The sequence below is a fragment of the Micromonospora sp. NPDC049523 genome (assembly GCF_040676775.1).
Taxonomy (GTDB): Bacteria; Actinomycetota; Actinomycetes; order Mycobacteriales; family Micromonosporaceae; genus Micromonospora_G.
Window position 1 is genome coordinate 1 of the sequence record NZ_JBFAPP010000046.1, and the last position, 17624, is coordinate 17624.

Consider the following 17624-nt stretch of genomic DNA (forward strand, 5'->3'; position numbering starts at 1 on the left):
GTATCCAACGACACCCGCGGCGTCGGACCCGCCGACAACACCGGAAAATCCTCGGTCAGATACTGCCCCGGCGGCAACGCCGGCTGCGACGACCTGGGCCGGCCCTGAAAGCCCGGCGACACGATGCCCATCCGCTACTCCTATCACCTTCCCGGGTGTGCCGGATCGTGATCCCGGCAGGTGATCATAGAGCGGCCAACCGCTGGCGGGTCGGCGGCGGTCGCGTCGGCTACTTGGTCGGCCCTTCCGGCGCACCGTCGGAGGTGAACGCGCCGCTGCCGGGTTCCGTGGTCAGGTAGACGTGCTGGTGCCCGTGTCCCGCGTCGATGTTGATCTGGTCGAGTTGTGCCGCCGCGATCGACCAGGCCGTGCCGGCCGCCGTACGCTGACGGGCCGCCAGGTCGAGCACCGCACGCTGGGCGGCCGCGGGCAACGTACCGACCAGGGCGTACGTGTCCAGCGCGGTGGCCAGACCGTCGACCGCCGCCCGGAGTCCGCCCCGCGCCACGTTGGTGGCGGTGCTGCCGGACGGGCTCTCGGCATGCCGCTCGACCGCCCGACGCATGGTCTGCTGCCAGCTTGCAAGCTTGTCGGCGGGCGCCGGCTGGCCGCACTTGACCGCGGCGTCCAGGTCGGACAGCAGTGGGCCGAGTTCGTCCCGCGTGGTCCGCGCGGCCGTGGTCAGGCTGCCGATCTGCTCGGTGTCCCGCCGCGCTTCCTCCTCGCGCAGCTTGTTCACGGCGGTCTCGGTTTCGCTCGGCCCGCCCACCGCGTAACCGATGCCGGCTCCGATGAAGCCGGCCAGCACCACCGGCAGCAGCATGGCGAAGACCAGGGTGCCCACACTCGGCCGCCTGCTCGTCGGAGCCTTGGTATAGGAAGGCTTGCCGGTCCTGCGGGACATGTCCGTTCCTCCCGGGGCATCGACCACCGCACGCACGTTGCGTAGAGGTTACGGCTTTGATGCGGGGCAGTCTATTGCCCGGTTGAAATCGACCAAACTTTCGTTGGTCTAGACGAAAGTCGATGTCCCCGGCAAGATGTCCCCGGCAACCGGTCTAGCGTCGTCGCGCGCGGCCACCGGGCATCAACACCGGTTCGACCAGGTCACGGAACTCGCGCGGTAGCTGAGCCATCACGTCGTCGAACTCACCGCCGGTGACCGCCTCCCGTACGGTGGTCAGCACGGCCCGGACTCCGGTGCGCGCCGCGGCCTCGTCGACACTCGCGCGCTCGGCGGCCCGCCGGACGAACTCCTGGGCTCCGAACCGCTCCGCGGCGTCCCGTGGGCTGCGCAGCAACGCCTGCAGCGGCTGTGGCAACTGGGCGGCCAGGTCGATCGCCTCCCCGCCGGTCAGCCGGTCGGCCAGCGTCTGCAGGGTGCCCCGGCTGAGGTCGATGGCCGTGTCGGAGTCCACCCCCGCCCGTTGCGCGACCATGTCGACGAACGTGTCGTAGTTCATCACGACTCCTCCCGGCGTCGCCGCGGTCCGGCGTCGCGTTCCGGGCGCGTACCCCTGGCGGGTCCGGTGAAACGGACGCGAGACCGCGGCCCGCAGCGGGGCGTGAAGCTGGAAAAGCGGGGTATGCGCTGCGCGGGGAGAACCAGACGACCGGCGAGGAGCGGGATTCACATGGTGACCAACGCCGAGGTGCTGCGCTACCTCACCGCACTCGACTTTCCCGCCACCAAGGACGACATCGTCGCGGAGGCCGAACGGGAAGGGGCACCGGACGACGTGCTCCGGGCGGTTCGGGCGATGCCGCCCGCGGACTACGGCAACATCGACGAGGTGGCCCGCTCGGCGCGCACCAATTCCAATCCCGAGGTGACCCCCGCCGATCTGGCCGCGCGGGCCCGGGACCGCAAGCACCAGCGGGTCGCTCGGCACCTGCGCCAGAGCTGACCGGTGCAGGCCGTCGCCGCAGCGGAGTGCCGGCGTTGACCACGACCCGCCCACGCCGGGAGCCGTTGCGGTCCTCGCTGCTCCTGATCATCATGGCGGCGGTGGCGGCGACGGCCGCCGTCCCGGTCGGACTGTACGACGCGGCGGTGCTCGGTCCACTCGTGGGCTGGGACGCCGCCGCGCTGTTCTACCTGATCTGGGCACGCTCCAGGCTCTGGCCGCTGGACCCGACCGAGACCGCCCGGTTCGCGCTGCGCGAGGACACCAACCGAGGGCTACGCGACTCGCTGCTGCTCTTCGCCTGCCTGGCCAGCCTGCTGGCGATCGGGGTGGTACTGATCCGGGCCCAGCCGCTGGACGGCTTCTCGGAACAGTTGCACATCGCCCTCGGCATCGTCAGCGTCATCTTCTCCTGGGCGGTCATCCACACCGTGTTCGGCAGCCGCTACGCCCGGCTGTACTACACCGGTACCGACGGCGGGGTGCGGTTCAACCAACAGTCGCCGCCCCGCTACACCGACTTCGCGTACCTGGCCTTCACCATCGGGATGACCTTCCAGGTGTCCGACACCCCGCTGAGCAGTCCGGAGATCAGGCGTACGGCGCTGCGCCACGCGCTGCTGTCGTACCTGTTCGGTGCCGTGATCATCGCGTCGACGGTCAACCTGATCGCCGGTCTGGTGCGGTGAACCGAGGGGTCGTGCGGACCGGCGGCGAACAGCCCCGTCGAAACGGACACCGGACGAGGTGCCGGCCACGACAGGCATGACCGGGACACCACGCCCGACGAAACTCCGGCGACAAGCGGCGTCCGAACCGAACGCGGTCACCGGATGGCGGAGGTCCAGCCGAACCGGTTGGACAGCTCTGCCAGACCTATCCTACGAGGTGGGATCACCTGAAAGACGACGAACACCATAATTGTGGGGGAGCCCACGTACGATTGGGTGTCTATGTTGTGATTTGGTGGTACGTGTCGTCCAGGTCCACCATCGCCAGCGCCCCGACCAGCCAGGCGAGCTTCTCCGACTCCCGGCTGCCGGCCAGCGCCGCCAGGTCATCGGCCGTACGACCCAGACCGAGCTTGCGCGCAGCGGTGAGCGCCCGGCGGTCCGCGGACGGCGGCACCTCCCGCCACAGCGCCTGCACCTCGCGGAAGAAGAGGTCGACCACCAGATCGTCCACTCCGGGCAGCCGGTCCAGCCGATCCCGCTCCCGCGCGGCGTTGTACCCGGCCATCGTGCGCAGCCGCCGCAGGTCGCCGTGGTACCGCTCACCGACCAACGAGGCCAGGGCACCGAGCGTGGTGGCCAGTTCGTCCGCGTCCCGGCGCCCGCAGCCGCGCAGCACCGCGGCCCTGGACTCCTGCGTCGACCGACTCATCCTGGCCGCGCTGTCCCAACCCCGGTCACGCAGTGCCACGGCGGTCTGCGCCGCCCGCCGCGGATCGCCCGGCCGACCGAGCAGGATGGAGAGGTACAGCAACTGGAACAGCGCGGCCGGGTTGTTGGTGACCCGGAACCCCAGCTGGTCGGCGAAACCCCGCCCGCTGCCGGCCAGCCGCCGGACGAACCGCTTCTTGTCCTCCACGCTCATCGTGGTCGCCATGCCGTGCGACTACCCGAAACGGCGCCGGCCACGCCGATCGGGTCCACCCCGAGGTACGGATCCGACCGGTACGCTGCCCGGAACATCGACGACACAGCGGATACGACGGGGGACAGATCGTGAACTGGACACTCGAGGTCGTGGTGGTGCCGGTGTCGGACGTGGACCGCGCGAAGGCGTTCTACGCCGAACAACTCGGCTTCGACGTCGACCACGACACCCGGATCGGCGAGCAGGTCCGCCTGGTCCAGCTGACCCCGCCCGGATCGGGCTGCTCCATCGTGATCGGTCACGGAGCCGTACCGCAGATGGCACCGGGCTCGCTCAAGGGCCTGCAACTGGTGGTCACGGACATCCACAAGGCCCACGCCCAGCTGGTCGAACGCGGCGTGCAGGTCAGCGAGGTCCAGATCCTCGGCCAGAACCCGACGCCGATGCCGGATCCGCTGGACAACGTCGGCTTCGTCTTCTTCAGCGACCCGGACGGCAACGAATGGGCCGTACAGCAGATCTCCAGCCGAGGCTGACGCCGGAGTCGGTCGGCCGGATCAGTCGAGGGCGGCCCTCGGGACGATCATCCGTCGCAGCTCCCGCTTGAGCACCTTGTGGCTCGGTCCCAACGGCAGCTCGTCGAGGAACTGGACCTGGCGCGGGTACTTGTGCCGGCCGAGCCGCTCGCGCGCCCAGTCGATCAACTCCGATTCGGTCGGGGCGGCCGGCCCGCCCGGGTCGAGCACGACCACCGCGCAGATCTCCTCGCCGTGCACCGGGTCAGGCACCCCGATGACCGCCACCTGTGCCACCGCCGGATGGCGGGCGACGACCTCCTCGATCTCGCGTGGGTAGACGTTGAACCCGCCCCTGATGACCAGGTCCTTCTTCCGGTCCACGATGGTCACGAAGCCGGACTCGTCCTTCGTACCGAGGTCGCCGCTGCGGAACCAGCCGTCGACCAGCGCCTCCGCGGTCGCTGCCGGCCGACCCAGATAACCGGCGAAGACGTTGTGACCCCGGATCACGATCTCGCCGATCTCACCGGTGGGTAGCAGCTCGATCTGGTCGTCCAACTCGGGCCGGGCGATCTCCACCTCGACGCCCCAGACCGGGTGGCCGACCGTGCCGGCGCGGGTGCCGAAGTGCGGCTGGTTGGTGGTCGCGGTCGGCGAGGTTTCAGAGAGGCCGTATCCCTCGAAGATCGTGGTGGCGAAGGTGGCGTTGAACCGCTCCAGCACCGCCAGCGGCAGCGAGGCGCCGCCGGAGATGCAGAGCCGCAGCCGGGGCAGGGTCGGCGCCTCTGCCGCGGCGGCGAGCAACCCGATGTACATCGTCGGTACGCCGTGGAAGACGGTCACCGCCTCACGCAGCATCAGCTCGATCGCGGCGGCACCGGTGAACCGGCTCAGCAGCACCAACGTCCCACCCACCCGGAACGTACCGTTCATCGCCACCGTCTGGCCGAAGGTGTGGAACAGCGGCAGGCAGCCGAGCACCACGTCGGCGCTGCGCGCGTCGTTGGCGTCGAACACGTTCACGGTCGCGTTCATGACCAGGTTCAGGTGGGTGAGCAGGGCGCCCTTGGGCTCACCCGTGGTGCCGCTGGTGTAGAAGACCACCGCGGTGTCCTCGGCCTCGCGGGTCACGTACGACGGCAGTGGCGTCACCTGGTCGCTGACCTGCTCCAGCCGGCGGACCTCGATCCCGGCGGGCACCGGGCCGACGGTGACCAACGGAACCCCGGCGCGGTACGCCGCCTCGGCGCCGATGGCCAACTGGCTGGTGTGACAGACGAGCAGGTCGGCACCGCTGTCCCGGAGCACGTATGCCATCTCCTCCGCGGTGAGCAGCAGGTGCACCGGCACCACCACCGCACCGGCGACCAGCGCGCCGTAGTAGGCCCGGGGAAAGTCGACCACGTTCGGCGCGAGCAGCGCCACCGTGTCGCCGGCGCCGACACCCAGCTCACGCAACCCGGCTGCGGCGCACCGGGCCTCCAGCCACAGCTCGGCGTAGGTCACCCGGACCTCACCGTCCACCACGGCAACCGTGTCGGAGTGCCGGCGGGCCGACTCGGCGAGCACCATCGCCAACGACAACGCGGTCATTTCCCCTCCTCGAAGTAGAGCCGGGACACCGTTTCGGCGACACAGACCGGCTTGGCGCCGCCCTCACTCTCCACTGTGACCGATGTGACCACCTGTAAACCACCCGTCACGGATTCGACTCCGGCGATCCGCGCGGTGGCCCGGATCCGCGTACCGACGCGCAACGGGGCGGGGAAGCGCACCCGGTTGAGGCCGTAGTTGACGCCCATCCGCACCCCGTCGACCCGGTACAACTCGGTCACCAGCGCGGGCAGCAGGGACAGGGTGAGATACCCGTGCGCGACGGTCGCACCGAACGGCCCCTGCGCCGCCCGAGCCGGGTCGACGTGGATCCACTGGTGGTCGTCGGTGGCGTCGGCGAACAGGTCCACCCGCTCCTGGTCGACCGGATGCCACCGACCCGGCCCGAACGGCTCACCGATCGCGTCGAGCAACTCGGCGGGCGAGGTGAAGCTCCTCATCCGAGGTGCCCTCCCAGCTTGGTGTAGCCACGCAGCAAGTCCCGGGCGATGATCAGGCGCTGCATCTCGTCGGTGCCCTCGAAGATGCGGTACAACCGCACCTGCCGGTACCAGCGCTCGATCGGCAACTCCCGGGTGTAACCCATGCCGCCGTGGATCTGCAGGACCCGGTCGACCACCCGGTTGACCATGCCGGCGCCGTAGAGCTTCGCCATCGACGACGCGTGCCGGGGGTCCAGCCCCTGGTCGACCGTCCAGGCCGCACGCAGGATCAGCCAGCGGGCCGCCTCCAGTTCGGTCTCCGAGTCGGCGATCATCCACTGGATGGCCTGGTTGGTGGCGATCGGCGTACCGAAGGTCTCCCGGGTGTTGGCATGCTCGATCGCCATCCGCAGCGCTCGTTCGGCGATCCCGACGGCGTGTGACGGGATGGTGTAGCGCCCCTTGCCGATCCACTGCATGCCGAGGGCGAAGCCCTGGCCAAGCTCACCGAGGATGTTGCGGCCGGGCACCCGTACGTCGTCGAAGACCAGTGCGGCCGGGCCGCCCTCCCCCATCGTCTGGATGAACTCCGAACGCCACCCCATCGAGCGGTCCACCAGGAAGGCCGTGCTGCCGCCGTCGCGTACGCCCTTTTCCCGGTCGGTGACCGCGACCACGATCGCGAAGTCGGCGTCGTTGCCGCCGGTGATGAAGGTCTTCTCGCCGTTGAGGATCCAGTCGTCGCCGTCGCGGCGGGCACTGAGCTTGATGTTCGCCGCGTCCGAGCCCGCACCCGGCTCGGTGATGGCGAAGCAGGAGAGCCGTTCGCCCTCGATCGTCGGCACCAGGTACTCGTGCTTCTGCTCGTCGTTGGCGTGGAAGAGGATGTTGTCCGCCTCGCCGCCGAACCGGAACGGCACGAAGGAGCGACCGATCTCGGTCCAGATCAGCGACTGGGTGACCGCGGGCAGGTCCATGCCGCCGTACTCCTGCGGGGTGGCCAGTCCCCAGAACCCGAACTTCTTCGCCTTGAGCTGCAACTCGCGCAGCTCACCACGATCGATTCCGGGCCGGTGCGCCCGCTCCCGGCGCAACACCTCGGCCTCCAGCGGAACGACCTCACGGGTGATGAAGTCCCGGGCGGTGTCGCGTATCGCACGCTCTTCGTCGCTGAGCGAGAAGTCCATGTTGTCCTCCGAGGGGTTGGGTCGGGGTTCAGCGGGCCCCGCCGTTGACGTACAGGGTCTGACCGCTGACGTAGGAGGCGTCGTCGCTGCCCAGGAAGGCGATCACCGCGGCGATCTCCTCGGGCTGGGCGACCCGGCGCAGCGGTGTGTGCTCGGCGGCCCACCGCTGGTGGTCCTCCGGGGTGCTGCCGACCCGCTCGGCGGTGGCCGCGGTCATCGCGGTCGCGACGTAACCCGGCGCGACCGCGTTGACGGTGACCCCGAACGGCCCGAGTTCGATCGCCAGCGTGGCGGTCAGCCCCTGCACACCGGCCTTGGCGGCGGCGTAGTTGACCTGACCCCGGTTGCCCAGCGCGGAGCGGCTGCTGAGGTTGACGATGCGGCCGTAACGCTGGCCGACCATCTGCGCCTGGGCGGCTTGGCAACAGAGGAACATGCTGGTGAGGTTCGTGGTCAACACCGCCCCCCAGGCATCGACAGGCATCTTGAACAGTAGGTCGTCGCGGGTGATGCCGGCGTTGTTGACCAGCACGTCGAGCCGGCCGTACGCCTCGACCACCCGGCTCGTCATGTCCGCCACCGCGGCGGCGTCGGTGACGTCGCAGCCGACGCCGACGGCCCGCCCACCGGCGGCGCTCAGCTCGTCGGCGACCGAGGTGGCGGACTCCCCGTTCAGGTCGACGACGGCGACCGCCGCTCCCTCGGCGGCGAGCCGTCGGGCGGTGGCCGCGCCGATGCCCTGTCCCCCACCGGTGACAACCGCTACCTTGCCGGCATATCTGGTCACTGTTCTCCTCGCAGACGGTCGCAACGACGGGTCGGGGTTCAGAAGGCGGTGACGCCGGTGAGGGCGCGACCGATGAGCAGTTGCTGGATCTGGCTGGTGCCCTCGTAGAGGGTCGCCACCCGGGCGTCACGCAGGTACTTGCCGACCGGGAACTCGTCGACGTAGCCGTAGCCGCCGAAGACCTGGACGGCGTTGTTCGCCGCGCGTACCGCCGCCTCGCTGGCGAACAGCTTGGCCATCGAGGACTCCGTCGCGTACGGACGGTCGTGGTCGATCAGGTCGGCGACCTGCCAGACCAGCAGCCGGGCGGCGGCGGTGTCCACGGCGATCTCGGCGAGCAACTGCTGGACGAGCTGGTGGCCGGCGATCGGCTTGCCGAACTGTTCCCGCCCGTTGGCGTAACCGACCGCCGCGTCGAGACAGCCCTGGGCGACGCCGACGCAACCGGCGGCCACCGACATCCTCCCCTTGGCCAGGGTGGACAGGGCGAGCCGGAGGCCGGCACCCTCGGCGCCCAGCCGGGCGTCGGCCGGCACCCGTACGGCGTCGAAGGCGAGTTCGGCGGTGGCCTGCCCGCGCAACCCGAGCTTGCCGTGGATCTCGCGCCGGTCCAGACCAGGGACGCCCGTCGGTACGAGGAAGGCGGTGATGCCACGCGGTCCGGGTTCGCCGGTACGGGCGAAGACCAGCGCGACGTCGGCGGTCGTTCCGTTGGTGATGAAGACCTTCGAGCCGGTGATGAGCCAGTCGTCGCCGTCGCGTACCGCCCGGGTGCGCAGCGAGCCCGCGTCGGAGCCGCTGCCGGGCTCGGTCAGCGCGAAGCAGCCCAGGGCCTTACCGGCGCAGAGGCGGGGCAGCCACTGCGCCCGCTGTGCCGGGCTGCCGTGTGCGGCGATCGCCTTGGCCACGAGTCCGAGCGACACGCTGACGATGCCGCGTACGGACGAGTCGCCGCGCCCCAGTTCCTCCAGCACGAGGCAGTAGGAGAGGTGGTCACCGGCGGAGCCGCCGTCCTGCTCCGCAATGGTCAGACCGAGGAATCCGATCTCGCCGAGCCGGCCGACGATCGCCGGGTCGACCGCTTCGCGGCGATCCCATTCGGCGGCGTACGGCCGTACCTCGCGGTCGACGAACTCGGCCGCGAGCCGGCGGACGGCCGCCTGCTCCACGGAGAGCTGCAGGTCCATGTATCTAAACTAGCGGTGCAAGTTTTATCCCGTCCAGACCCCGTGTGGCAGAGTTTCCGCAAACAGCGCTGCGGCGACAGACCGGCAAGACGCAGGAGGAGGTACGCCATGCCCCGGCCACGGCAGGCACTGCTGAGCCGGCAGCGGATCATCGAGACCGCCGCCGCCCTGATCGACGCCGACGGGCTCGGCGCCTTCTCCACCCGGCGACTCGCCGCCGAGTTGGGCGTACGCGGGCCCTCGCTGTACAACCACTTCGGGACCAAGGACGAGATCCTGGACGCGGTGGCGGACAGCATCACCGCCCAGATCGACGTCTCGTCCTTCGGCACGACCGACTGGCGCGAGGCGTTGCGCCGGTGGGGACTGTCCTACCGGGCCGCCCTCGCCGCCCACCCGCACATCGTCCCGCACCTGGCCCAGGGGCCGGGGCGCCGTCCCGCCGCCCTGGCCATGGCCGATGCCGTCTACGGCGGACTGGTCGACGCGGGCTGGCCACCGGCGCGGGCCACCCATATCGGCGCGCTGATGCGCTACTTCGTGACCGGCTCCGCCCTGGGCTCGTTCGCCCGCGGATTCGTCGAGGACCCCGGCTTCTACGCCGAGCAGTACCCCCACCTGACCCAGGCGCACCGGCTCGCCGAGCACCAGCAGAGCGTCGACGAGGGCGCGTTCACGCTCGGCCTGGACGCCCTGATCGACGGGCTCAGCCACACCTACGAGCGGACGGTCGGACCGCTGCCACCCCTCCCGTCCGGCGCCGGGGCGTACTAGAGTCAAAACTTGCAGCGCTAGTTTCCGTCGACCCGAGGGGCCCACGATGGACCTCACCCGTACCGACCTCTACCTCGACGGGCAGTGGGTCACCCCCGCCGCCACCGACACCATCCCGGTCGAGAACCCCACCACCGAACAGGTCATCGGCACCGTGCCGGCCGGCACCTCGGCCGACGTCGACCGGGCGGTCGCGGCCGCCCGCACCGCCTTCGACAGTTGGGCCGCGACCGACCCCGCCGACCGGGCCGCCGCACTCGACCGGCTCCACGGTGCCCTCGCCGCCCGTGGCGACGAGATCGCCCGTACCGTCGCGCTGGAACTCGGCACCCCGCTGAAGGTCGCCACCCGGGTGCAGACCGGGCTGCCGCTGGCCGTCCTGCGCAGCTACGTCGAACTGGCCGCCGAACCACCCGCCAGCCACCTCGTCGGCAACTCGCTGGTGGTCCGCGAACCGGTCGGCGTGGTCGGGGCGATCACGCCCTGGAACTACCCGCTGCACCAGGTGGTCGCCAAGGTCGCCCCGGCGCTGGCGGCCGGCTGCACGGTCGTCCTCAAACCCAGTGAGCTGACCCCGCTGGTCGCGTACCTGCTCTTCGACGCGATCGACGAGGCCGGGCTGCCGCCCGGCGTGGTCAACCTGGTCACCGGAACCGGCCCGGTGGTCGGCGAGGCGATCGCCGCCCACGGGGGCGTCGACATGGTCTCGTTCACCGGATCGACCGCGACCGGCCGGCGCATCTCGCACCTCGCCGCCGACCGGATCGCCCGCGTCGCCCTGGAACTGGGCGGCAAGTCGGCCAACGTGATCCTGGACGACGCCGACCTGACCGCGGCCGTGAAGACCGGTGTCGGCAACGCCTTGCTCAACTCGGGACAGACCTGCACCGCCTGGACCCGGATGCTGGTGCACCGCAGCCGCTACGACGAAGCGCTCGCCCTCGCCGCGCGAGCGGCCGAGGGCTACCAACTCGGCGACCCGTTCGACAGCGCCACCCGACTCGGCCCGCTGGTCTCCGCCGCACAACGCGACCGGGTACGCGGCCACGTCGAACAGGGCCTCGCCGACGGCGCCCGGCTGGTCACCGGTGGACCGGACGCGAAGCTGCCCGAGCGCGGCCACTTCGTCGCACCGACCGTCTTCGCCGACGTCGACCCGGACGGTGCCCTGGCCCAGGAGGAGATCTTCGGTCCGGTGCTGGTGGTGATCCCGTTCGACGACGACGACCACGCCGTCGAGGTCGCCAACAACTCCCGGTACGGGCTGGCCGGCGCGGTCTGGTCGGGCGACGACAACCGGGCGCTCGCGGTCGCCCGGCGGATGCGCACCGGCGCGGTCGACATCAACGGCGCCCCGTTCAACCCACTCGCCCCGTTCGGCGGCTACAAGCAGTCCGGGCTCGGCCGCGAACTGGGCACCTTCGGCCTCGACGAGTTCCTCCAGACCAAGGCCATCCAGCGATGAGGGCACTGGTCGCCCGCGCGGCCGGCACCCCGCCACGGGTCGAGGAGATCGTGCTGCCGGCACCGGGCCCGGCGCAGGTACGGGTGGCGATCCGGGCCGCCGGGGTGTGCCACTCCGACCTGTCGATGGTGAACGGGACGCTGGCGCCGACGTACCCGCTGGTGCTGGGGCACGAGGCGGCCGGGGTGGTGCTCGCGGTCGGCGCCGACGTCGACCGGGTACGTCTCGGCGACCACGTGGTGCTGAACTGGGCGCCACCGTGCCGGCAGTGCTGGTACTGCGGACGGGGCGAGCCGTGGCTCTGCGCCGCCACCGGCGCCCCTTCCGTACCGAGCGGCAGCACCGACGCCGACGGGGCACCGCTGCACGTCACGCTCGGGCTCGGCGCGCTGGCCGAGGAGGTGGTGGTCGCGGCGAACGCGGTCATCCCGGTTCCGGCCGAACTGCCTTTCGAGGCCGCTGCCCTGCTCGGCTGCGCCGTACTCACCGGCATCGGCGCCGTACGCCGTACCGCAGGGGTTGTCCCCGGCGACGCGGTCGCGGTGATCGGCCTCGGCGGGGTGGGTCTGTCCGTGGTCGCCGCCGCCCGCGCGGCCGGCGCCGACCCGGTGATCGCCGTCGACCTGTCGGCGGCAAAACGCGACCTGGCCGTCGCCGCCGGGGCCACCGACTTCCTGCTCTCCGACGACACGCTCAACCGGTCGGTACGCACCCGCACCGGCGGCCGGGGCGTCGACCACGCGTTCGAGTGCGCCGGACGGGCGGCGACGATCCGGCTGGCCTGGCGGGCCACCCGCCGGGGCGGCCAGGTCACCGTGGTCGGCATGGGCGGCAAGGACGACGTGGTGGAACTCGGTGCGCTCGACATCTTCCACTCCGCCCGGATCCTGCGCTCCTCGGTCTACGGCTCCTCCGACCCCGACCGGGACCTGCCCGAACTGGCCCGGGCCGTGCTCGACGGATCGATCGACCTCGGGCCGTTGATCAGCGACCGGAGCACGCTCGACGAGGCCCCGGCGGCACTGGACCGGATGGCCCGGGGCGAGGGCGCCCGCTCGGTCATCCTGTTCTGAAACCGGATGTTCGTGCTCCTGGACGACGCGGCCTCACCAGCGCCGGAACAGGATGTCCGGGCCGGGCGGGACGACCGCCGAGCCGGGGTGAGACGGGGGCAACAGCGTCGCGGCGACGCCGGACCCGGCTCGCGCAGTAACGTGAGATCGTGCCCACGACAAACGTTCTCAGCAGCGCAGATCTGACCGAACTGCGCCAGTCCGCGCTCGGCGCGGCCAACCCGCTCGGCGTCGCCGCCGAACTGGCCGACGCGGCGGACCAGGGCCGGCTCGCCGACCCGACCGACACCGGCTACGCGCTGACCCTGGCCGCCGAGATCGCCGAGAGCCGGTCGAAGCTCGACGCCGCGCTCCGCTACGCGGACCGGGCCGTCGAGGCGTACCGGACACGCGATGACAACCGGGCCGCTTTCTCCCGCGCCCTGCACGCCCGGATCCTGTTCCGCGTCGGCCGTGCCGACGAGGCGGTCGAGGAACTCACCGCCCTGCGCCCGCTGCTCACCGAGCAGGCCGACGCCCCGGCGTACATCAGCGCCGCGCTGGACGCGGGCGGTCGGACCAGCCTCGCCGAGCAGTGGCTGACGGCAGCGGTGGAGACGGTCATGGCGGACCGCGCCGCGTCCGCCGAACAGCCGACCGAGCCCAGGGACCGCGAGTCCGCGGGCATCCTGTTCTTCCTGCTGCAACAGCGCCACCGGGTACGCCGGGACCTCGCCCTTTCGCACGACCAGAACGACAACCTGGCCGACCGGCTGGAGAGCGGCCTGACCGGCACCGCCGGCCGGGCGGGCACCGAACCGACCGCGAACGACCTGCTGTTCTGGCCGAAGGACGACTTCGAGCGCCTGCGGTCGGACTGGCCCGCGCTGGCCGAGACCTACGGCCGGGACTGGGACGAGCACCGGGCGGGCCTGGAGCGGGAACTGGTCCGGCTCGCCGGCGGTGGCCGTACCGGACTGACCGTGCTCAAGGGCTCGACCGGCGGGTTGGCCGGGTTCGCCCCGCAGCGGGGTGGGGATCCGACCGACCCGAAGATCCGCGCGGCGTACGCCCAGGAGCTGTCCAGCGGCACCAGCCAGATCCCGTGGCCGCCGGAGCGCAACGACGCCTGCTGGTGCGGTTCGGGGACCAAGTACAAGAAGTGCTGCCTGCCGCGCTCGCGCGGCTGACCGGATGCCCCGGGCGGCGGACCGCCCTGGTCCGCCGCCCGGGATCGGGCATGAGCCGACACTGGCCGGGAATGAGATCATCGGCATCGCCGTTGTCCCGCCGGGAGCAACGCAAGCGCGGGTACGCCCGGGGCGTACCGATGAAGGAGTGACATCATGGCGACCGGTGTGGAGTTCGGCCTGGACACCTTCGGGGACGTCACGGCCGACGCCGACGGCAACCGCATCCCGTACGGCCAGGTGATCCGCAACGTCATCGAGCAGGGCGTACTCGCCGACCGGCTGGGCATCGACAGCTTCGGCATCGGCGAGCACCACCGCGACGACTACGCGGTCTCGGCGCCGGAGATCGTGCTCGCCGCGATCGCGAGCCGGACCGAACGCATCCGCCTCGGCACCGCGGTCACCGTGCTCAGCTCCGACGACCCGGTACGCGTCTTCGAGCGGTTCGCCACCCTGGACGCGATCTCGCAGGGACGCGCGGAGATCACCCTGGGCCGGGGATCGTTCACCGAGTCGTTCCCGCTGTTCGGGTACGACCTCACCGACTACGACCGGCTCTTCGCGGAGAAGGCCGATCTGATGTCGCACCTGCTGACCGAGGACGCGGTGACGTGGCAGGGCACCGTACGCGCCCCGCTGGACAAGCAGCACGTCTACCCGAAGACCGAGGCGGGCCACATCCGCACCTGGATCGGTGTCGGCGGCAGCCCCGAGTCGGTCGTCCGAGCCGCCCAGTACGGCTTCCCGCTGGTGCTGGCCATCATCGGCGGCGCCCCGGCGCGGTTCGCGCCCTACGTCGACCTGTACCACCGGGCGCTGGGCGAGTTCGGCAAGGAGCCGCTGCCGGTCGCGGTGCACTCCCCCGGCTTCATCGCGGGCAGCGACGAGGAGGCGGCCGACGTGCTGTGGCCGCACGTGCGGGTGCTGTTCAACCGCATCGGTGCCGAACGTGGCTGGCCGCCCATGACACGGCAACGCTTCGACGCCGACATCGCCGAGGGCGCCTGGCACGTCGGCTCACCGGAGACGGTCGCGCGCAAGATCGCCAATACGGTGCGCACCCTCGGCGTACAGCGCTTCGACCTCAAGTACTCCAGCGGCACCCTGTCGCACGACCGGCTGATGACCGCGATCGAGCTGTACGGCACCGAGGTGATCCCCCGGGTCCGCGAACTCCTCGCGGCTGACGCCCCCACCGGCGCCTGACCCGGCGAGCCCGGTCCACCACCGCACGGGCGTGGGCCGGGCTCACTCCGGCGCCGGCAGCCGCAGCCGCATCGCGGGGTCGGACGTACGCACGAGCCCAGCGACTCGTACAGCGGTCGGGGCGCTCCACCACGAAGCGGCCAGTGTCGGATCCGGACCGACGAGCCGGGTCCGCAGCGTCTGCGCCGCCGCCTGCCGCCAGTCGTCGCCCACCGGCTCGTGCCCGTCCAGCGCGGCCAGCAACACCGCACGCAGCCGGACCAGTTCCCCGGCGTCGGCGACGTTTGCCCTGCGTACCTCACCCATCGGACAGAGGCTAGTCACCGCAGGCGCCGGCGCGGCCGCGGCCGGGGGAAGCGGCCTGTTGTCGGCCGGGCTCGGGGGCGGCACTAGGGTGGGCGGCATGCTGCGCCACGTCACCGGGACCCGCTACGTGACCCCGCTGCGCGAGGGCGGCTCACTGCCCGGCCTGGTCGAGGCGGACGACCTCGGCACGTACGTGGTGAAGTTCCGGGGCGCCGGACAGGGGCCGAAGACGCTGGTCGCCGAGGTGGTCGCCGGTGAACTCGCCCGGCGTCTGGGGCTGCCCGTACCCCGGCTGGTGGTGATCGACATCGACCCGATCATCGCCCGCGCCGAGCCCGACCAGGAGGTCCAGGAACTGCTCGCGGCGAGTGGAGGTGCCAACCTCGGCCTGGACTTCCTGCCCGGCGCGCTCGGCTACGACCCGGTCGCGCACCCGGTGGAACCGGAACTCGCCTCGCGGGTGCTCTGGCTCGACGCCTACCTGGAGAACGTCGACCGGAGCTGGCGCAACCCGAACCTGCTGGTCTGGCACCGCAAGCTCTGGTTGATCGACCACGGCGCGGCAATCTACTTCCACCACAACTGGCCGCGCGCGGCAGCGGCGGTCGGGCGACCGTTCCGGGCCGACGACCACGTGCTGGCCCCGTACGCGACCCGGCTGTCCGAGGCCGACGCGGAGTTCGTCCCGCAGGTCACCGGCGACCTGCTCAGCGAGGTGCTCACCCTAGTTCCCGACGACTGGCTGGTCGGCCCGGACTTCGAGTCCCCGGACGAGGCGCGCGCCGCGTACGTCGCCCATCTGTCCGCCCGAGTCGCGGACAGCGGCGCATGGTTGCCGCAGGTGGCGGCGGCATGAGGAAGCCCTTCGAGTACGCGGCCATCCGCGCCGTCCCGCGCATCCAGCGGGGCGAGCAGATCAACGTCGGTGTTGTCCTCTACTGCCAGGCGCACGACTTCCTCGCAGCCCGACTCCATCTCGACGCCGACCGCCTGCGCTGCCTCGATCCCGGTGTGGACGTCGAGGCGGTCGCCACCGCGCTGCGCGGCTGGGACACCACCTGCACCGGTGGACCGACCGGCGGGCCGGCGGCCGGGATGCGGCTCGGCGAACGGTTCCGCTGGCTCACCGCGCCGCGCAGCACGGTGATCCAGTCGGGGCCGGTGCACACCGGACTGACCGAGGACCCGGCCGGCGAGCTGGAACGCCTGCTCGACCTGCTGGTCCGCTGAGCGGACAACGGGGTCGGCTCGACCGTGCCGAGGCCGGCGAGCGGGCTCGTCCGGTCGAACGCGGCCAGCGGGAAGACCCACCGGCGCCGCATGCCCAGGTCGAACGCGGCCAGTGGGACGAGCATCGCCCGCGTGCTCGCCGGGGACCGGGCGGATCGCGCGAGCACCTGCCGGTGTCACACGACCCGCCGGTGCGCGGGCCGTCGTCGGTCGGGCCCCTCAGAAGCCGGGGAAGACCTTGCGCAGGTCGTCGAGGCTGAACGGGCCGGTCACCCGGACACCCTCCGGCGTGTACCGCTCCCCGAGCCGGCCGACGGCGAGCCGCAGCCACGCCTCGGCCGGGATGACCAGTTCACCGTCCGGGTTCTGCGGCACCTCGGTCAGCTCGATCCGCTCGGCCAGCCGCAGCCCGTACGCCTGGTCGGGCTCGCTCAGCCGCAACGCCAGCGTGGCCTGCCGTCCGCCGAGCGCGTCGGGGCGGCCGGTCCAGGCGAGCATGCCGCCGGTCTGGTCGAGCAGCAGCGGCACCGCTGCCGGCGTCACCGTCGCGTACGGGTTGAAGCCCACCTCGACGTCCCACTGGTGCAGGGCGAACTCGCTGAGCCGGAACCGGGCGGAGGTGGCGACGTCCACCGGCTCGGGCAGGAAGCCGAGGTCGATCCGCAGTTCCGCGCGGGTGGTCGGGTCCAGCGCCTCGTACGCCTCGACCAGCCGCTGGTTGGCCTCGAGGAATCCGCTGGCGTGCTCGGCCGGGGGCATCGCGTCCCAGCGGGCCCACACCTTGCGGTTGAACTCCCCGTCCGGTGCGGGTGCGCCGTCGAGGGCGGCGGTCAACGCGGCCAGGCCGATCTCGGCGCCGCTGCCGAGGTGGCTGAGCACCTGGGACACCTGCCACTCACTGGCACCGGAGGGGCGGACCAGGTCCTCCGGGCCGAGGTCCCGGACGAATGCGGCAAGTTCGTCGTGGCCCGAGCGGAGGGCGGCGATGGTTTGGTCGGCGAGCGTGCTCATGGTTCTCCTGTCACCTGGTCGGTGCTGCTGAGCCGGCGCCACCGCGAACCCGCGGGAAGCGGTGGCAGCGACGATCCATCATGCCGCCCGACGAAGCGGCAGGAACGGGTCCCCGGAGTGGAAACTCCGGAGGGCAGATAGTTGAGGTGCACGCCGACGACACGAT

20 protein-coding genes and 1 pseudogene are annotated in these 17624 nt (G+C 71.5%); 10 read left to right on the plus strand and 11 right to left on the minus strand.

Annotated features, from left to right (window positions below):
• From AB0J90_RS35210 to AB0J90_RS35220, 3 genes and pseudogenes are all read right to left on the minus strand, one after another.
• Positions 1 to 131: pseudogene (locus tag AB0J90_RS35210) on the minus strand (sulfite oxidase-like oxidoreductase); the annotation flags it as partial.
• A 98-nt stretch (positions 132 to 229) separates the two neighbouring features.
• Positions 230 to 904 carry a hypothetical protein gene (locus AB0J90_RS35215; protein ID WP_363603425.1) on the minus strand — a complete coding sequence of 225 codons (675 nt, stop codon included), beginning with the start codon at positions 902 to 904 and terminating at the stop codon, positions 230 to 232.
• 154 nt (positions 905 to 1058) lie between these two features.
• Positions 1059 to 1463: a DUF2267 domain-containing protein gene (locus AB0J90_RS35220; RefSeq protein ID WP_363603426.1), complete on the minus strand. Its 405-nt coding sequence runs from the start codon at positions 1461 to 1463 to the stop codon at positions 1059 to 1061.
• A gap of 171 nt (positions 1464 to 1634) precedes the next feature.
• Between AB0J90_RS35220 and AB0J90_RS35225 the strand changes: the two genes are divergently transcribed.
• Together AB0J90_RS35225 and AB0J90_RS35230 are read left to right on the plus strand one after the other, a co-directional pair.
• Positions 1635 to 1907 (plus strand): DUF2795 domain-containing protein, encoded by a 273-nt coding sequence (locus AB0J90_RS35225; RefSeq protein ID WP_363603427.1) that lies wholly within the window; start codon positions 1635 to 1637, stop codon positions 1905 to 1907.
• A 35-nt stretch (positions 1908 to 1942) separates the two neighbouring features.
• Positions 1943 to 2596 (plus strand): DUF1345 domain-containing protein, encoded by a 654-nt coding sequence (locus AB0J90_RS35230; RefSeq protein WP_363603428.1) that lies wholly within the window; start codon positions 1943 to 1945, stop codon positions 2594 to 2596.
• Positions 2597 to 2858: 262 nt separating this feature from the next.
• On the opposite strand, the gene AB0J90_RS35235 is transcribed toward AB0J90_RS35230, so the two are convergent.
• Positions 2859 to 3515, minus strand: coding sequence for a hypothetical protein (locus AB0J90_RS35235; RefSeq protein ID WP_363603429.1), 657 nt, complete (start codon positions 3513 to 3515; stop codon positions 2859 to 2861).
• A gap of 119 nt (positions 3516 to 3634) precedes the next feature.
• On the opposite strand from AB0J90_RS35235, the gene AB0J90_RS35240 reads away from it, so the two are divergent.
• A complete protein-coding gene (locus AB0J90_RS35240) occupies positions 3635 to 4042 on the plus strand; it encodes a VOC family protein (RefSeq protein ID WP_363603430.1) in 408 nt (135 codons plus the stop codon).
• 21 nt (positions 4043 to 4063) lie between these two features.
• Here the strand turns inward: AB0J90_RS35240 and AB0J90_RS35245 are convergent, their stop codons facing one another.
• Genes AB0J90_RS35245 through AB0J90_RS35265 form a run of 5 tightly spaced genes read right to left on the minus strand, consistent with a single transcriptional unit; the run spans position 4064 to position 9221 of the window.
• Positions 4064 to 5617: a long-chain fatty acid--CoA ligase gene (locus AB0J90_RS35245; RefSeq protein ID WP_363603431.1), complete on the minus strand. Its 1554-nt coding sequence runs from the start codon at positions 5615 to 5617 to the stop codon at positions 4064 to 4066.
• The gene (locus tag AB0J90_RS35250) at positions 5614 to 6078 is read right to left on the minus strand and encodes a MaoC family dehydratase (RefSeq protein WP_363603432.1); all 465 of its coding nucleotides are present in this window, start codon (positions 6076 to 6078) and stop codon (positions 5614 to 5616) included. Before AB0J90_RS35250 ends, AB0J90_RS35245 begins: the two co-directional genes overlap by 4 nt.
• Positions 6075 to 7247: an acyl-CoA dehydrogenase family protein gene (locus AB0J90_RS35255; RefSeq protein ID WP_363603433.1), complete on the minus strand. Its 1173-nt coding sequence runs from the start codon at positions 7245 to 7247 to the stop codon at positions 6075 to 6077. Before AB0J90_RS35255 ends, AB0J90_RS35250 begins: the two co-directional genes overlap by 4 nt.
• Before the next feature lie 28 nt (positions 7248 to 7275).
• Positions 7276 to 8034, minus strand: coding sequence for a 3-oxoacyl-ACP reductase FabG (gene fabG, locus AB0J90_RS35260; protein WP_363603434.1), 759 nt, complete (start codon positions 8032 to 8034; stop codon positions 7276 to 7278).
• Positions 8035 to 8072: 38 nt separating this feature from the next.
• The gene (locus AB0J90_RS35265; protein ID WP_363603435.1) at positions 8073 to 9221 is read right to left on the minus strand and encodes an acyl-CoA dehydrogenase family protein; all 1149 of its coding nucleotides are present in this window, start codon (positions 9219 to 9221) and stop codon (positions 8073 to 8075) included.
• A 108-nt stretch (positions 9222 to 9329) separates the two neighbouring features.
• Between AB0J90_RS35265 and AB0J90_RS35270 the strand changes: the two genes are divergently transcribed.
• The 5 genes from AB0J90_RS35270 to AB0J90_RS35290 all read left to right on the plus strand — a co-directional run bounded on the left by AB0J90_RS35270 (position 9330) and on the right by AB0J90_RS35290 (position 14911).
• Complete coding sequence (locus AB0J90_RS35270) at positions 9330 to 9995, plus strand: TetR/AcrR family transcriptional regulator C-terminal domain-containing protein (RefSeq protein ID WP_363603436.1); 666 nt, start codon at positions 9330 to 9332, stop codon at positions 9993 to 9995.
• A gap of 46 nt (positions 9996 to 10041) precedes the next feature.
• On the plus strand, positions 10042 to 11460 hold the full coding sequence (locus AB0J90_RS35275; RefSeq protein ID WP_363603437.1) for an aldehyde dehydrogenase family protein: 1419 nt from the start codon (positions 10042 to 10044) through the stop codon (positions 11458 to 11460).
• Positions 11457 to 12533 carry an alcohol dehydrogenase catalytic domain-containing protein gene (locus AB0J90_RS35280; RefSeq protein WP_363603438.1) on the plus strand — a complete coding sequence of 359 codons (1077 nt, stop codon included), beginning with the start codon at positions 11457 to 11459 and terminating at the stop codon, positions 12531 to 12533. The genes AB0J90_RS35275 and AB0J90_RS35280 overlap by 4 nt, the downstream gene beginning before the upstream one ends.
• 149 nt (positions 12534 to 12682) lie before the next feature.
• Entirely contained in the window at positions 12683 to 13702 is a 1020-nt protein-coding gene (locus AB0J90_RS35285) for an SEC-C domain-containing protein (protein WP_363603439.1), read from the plus strand.
• 156 nt (positions 13703 to 13858) lie between these two features.
• Positions 13859 to 14911: an LLM class flavin-dependent oxidoreductase gene (locus AB0J90_RS35290; protein ID WP_363603440.1), complete on the plus strand. Its 1053-nt coding sequence runs from the start codon at positions 13859 to 13861 to the stop codon at positions 14909 to 14911.
• A 42-nt stretch (positions 14912 to 14953) separates the two neighbouring features.
• Here AB0J90_RS35290 and AB0J90_RS35295 read toward each other — a convergent pair whose 3' ends face one another.
• Entirely contained in the window at positions 14954 to 15217 is a 264-nt protein-coding gene (locus AB0J90_RS35295; RefSeq protein WP_363603441.1) for a hypothetical protein, read from the minus strand.
• 97 nt (positions 15218 to 15314) lie between these two features.
• Here AB0J90_RS35295 and AB0J90_RS35300 point away from each other — a divergent pair, with 97 nt between their 5' ends.
• Together AB0J90_RS35300 and AB0J90_RS35305 are read left to right on the plus strand one after the other, a co-directional pair.
• On the plus strand, positions 15315 to 16073 hold the full coding sequence (locus AB0J90_RS35300) for a HipA family kinase (protein ID WP_363603442.1): 759 nt from the start codon (positions 15315 to 15317) through the stop codon (positions 16071 to 16073).
• Positions 16070 to 16447, plus strand: coding sequence for a DUF3037 domain-containing protein (locus tag AB0J90_RS35305; RefSeq protein WP_363603443.1), 378 nt, complete (start codon positions 16070 to 16072; stop codon positions 16445 to 16447). The genes AB0J90_RS35300 and AB0J90_RS35305 overlap by 4 nt, the downstream gene beginning before the upstream one ends.
• A 219-nt stretch (positions 16448 to 16666) precedes the next feature.
• Here AB0J90_RS35305 and AB0J90_RS35310 read toward each other — a convergent pair whose 3' ends face one another.
• Entirely contained in the window at positions 16667 to 17458 is a 792-nt protein-coding gene (locus AB0J90_RS35310) for a maleylpyruvate isomerase N-terminal domain-containing protein (protein WP_363603444.1), read from the minus strand.
• Positions 17459 to 17624: the final 166 nt, after the last annotated feature.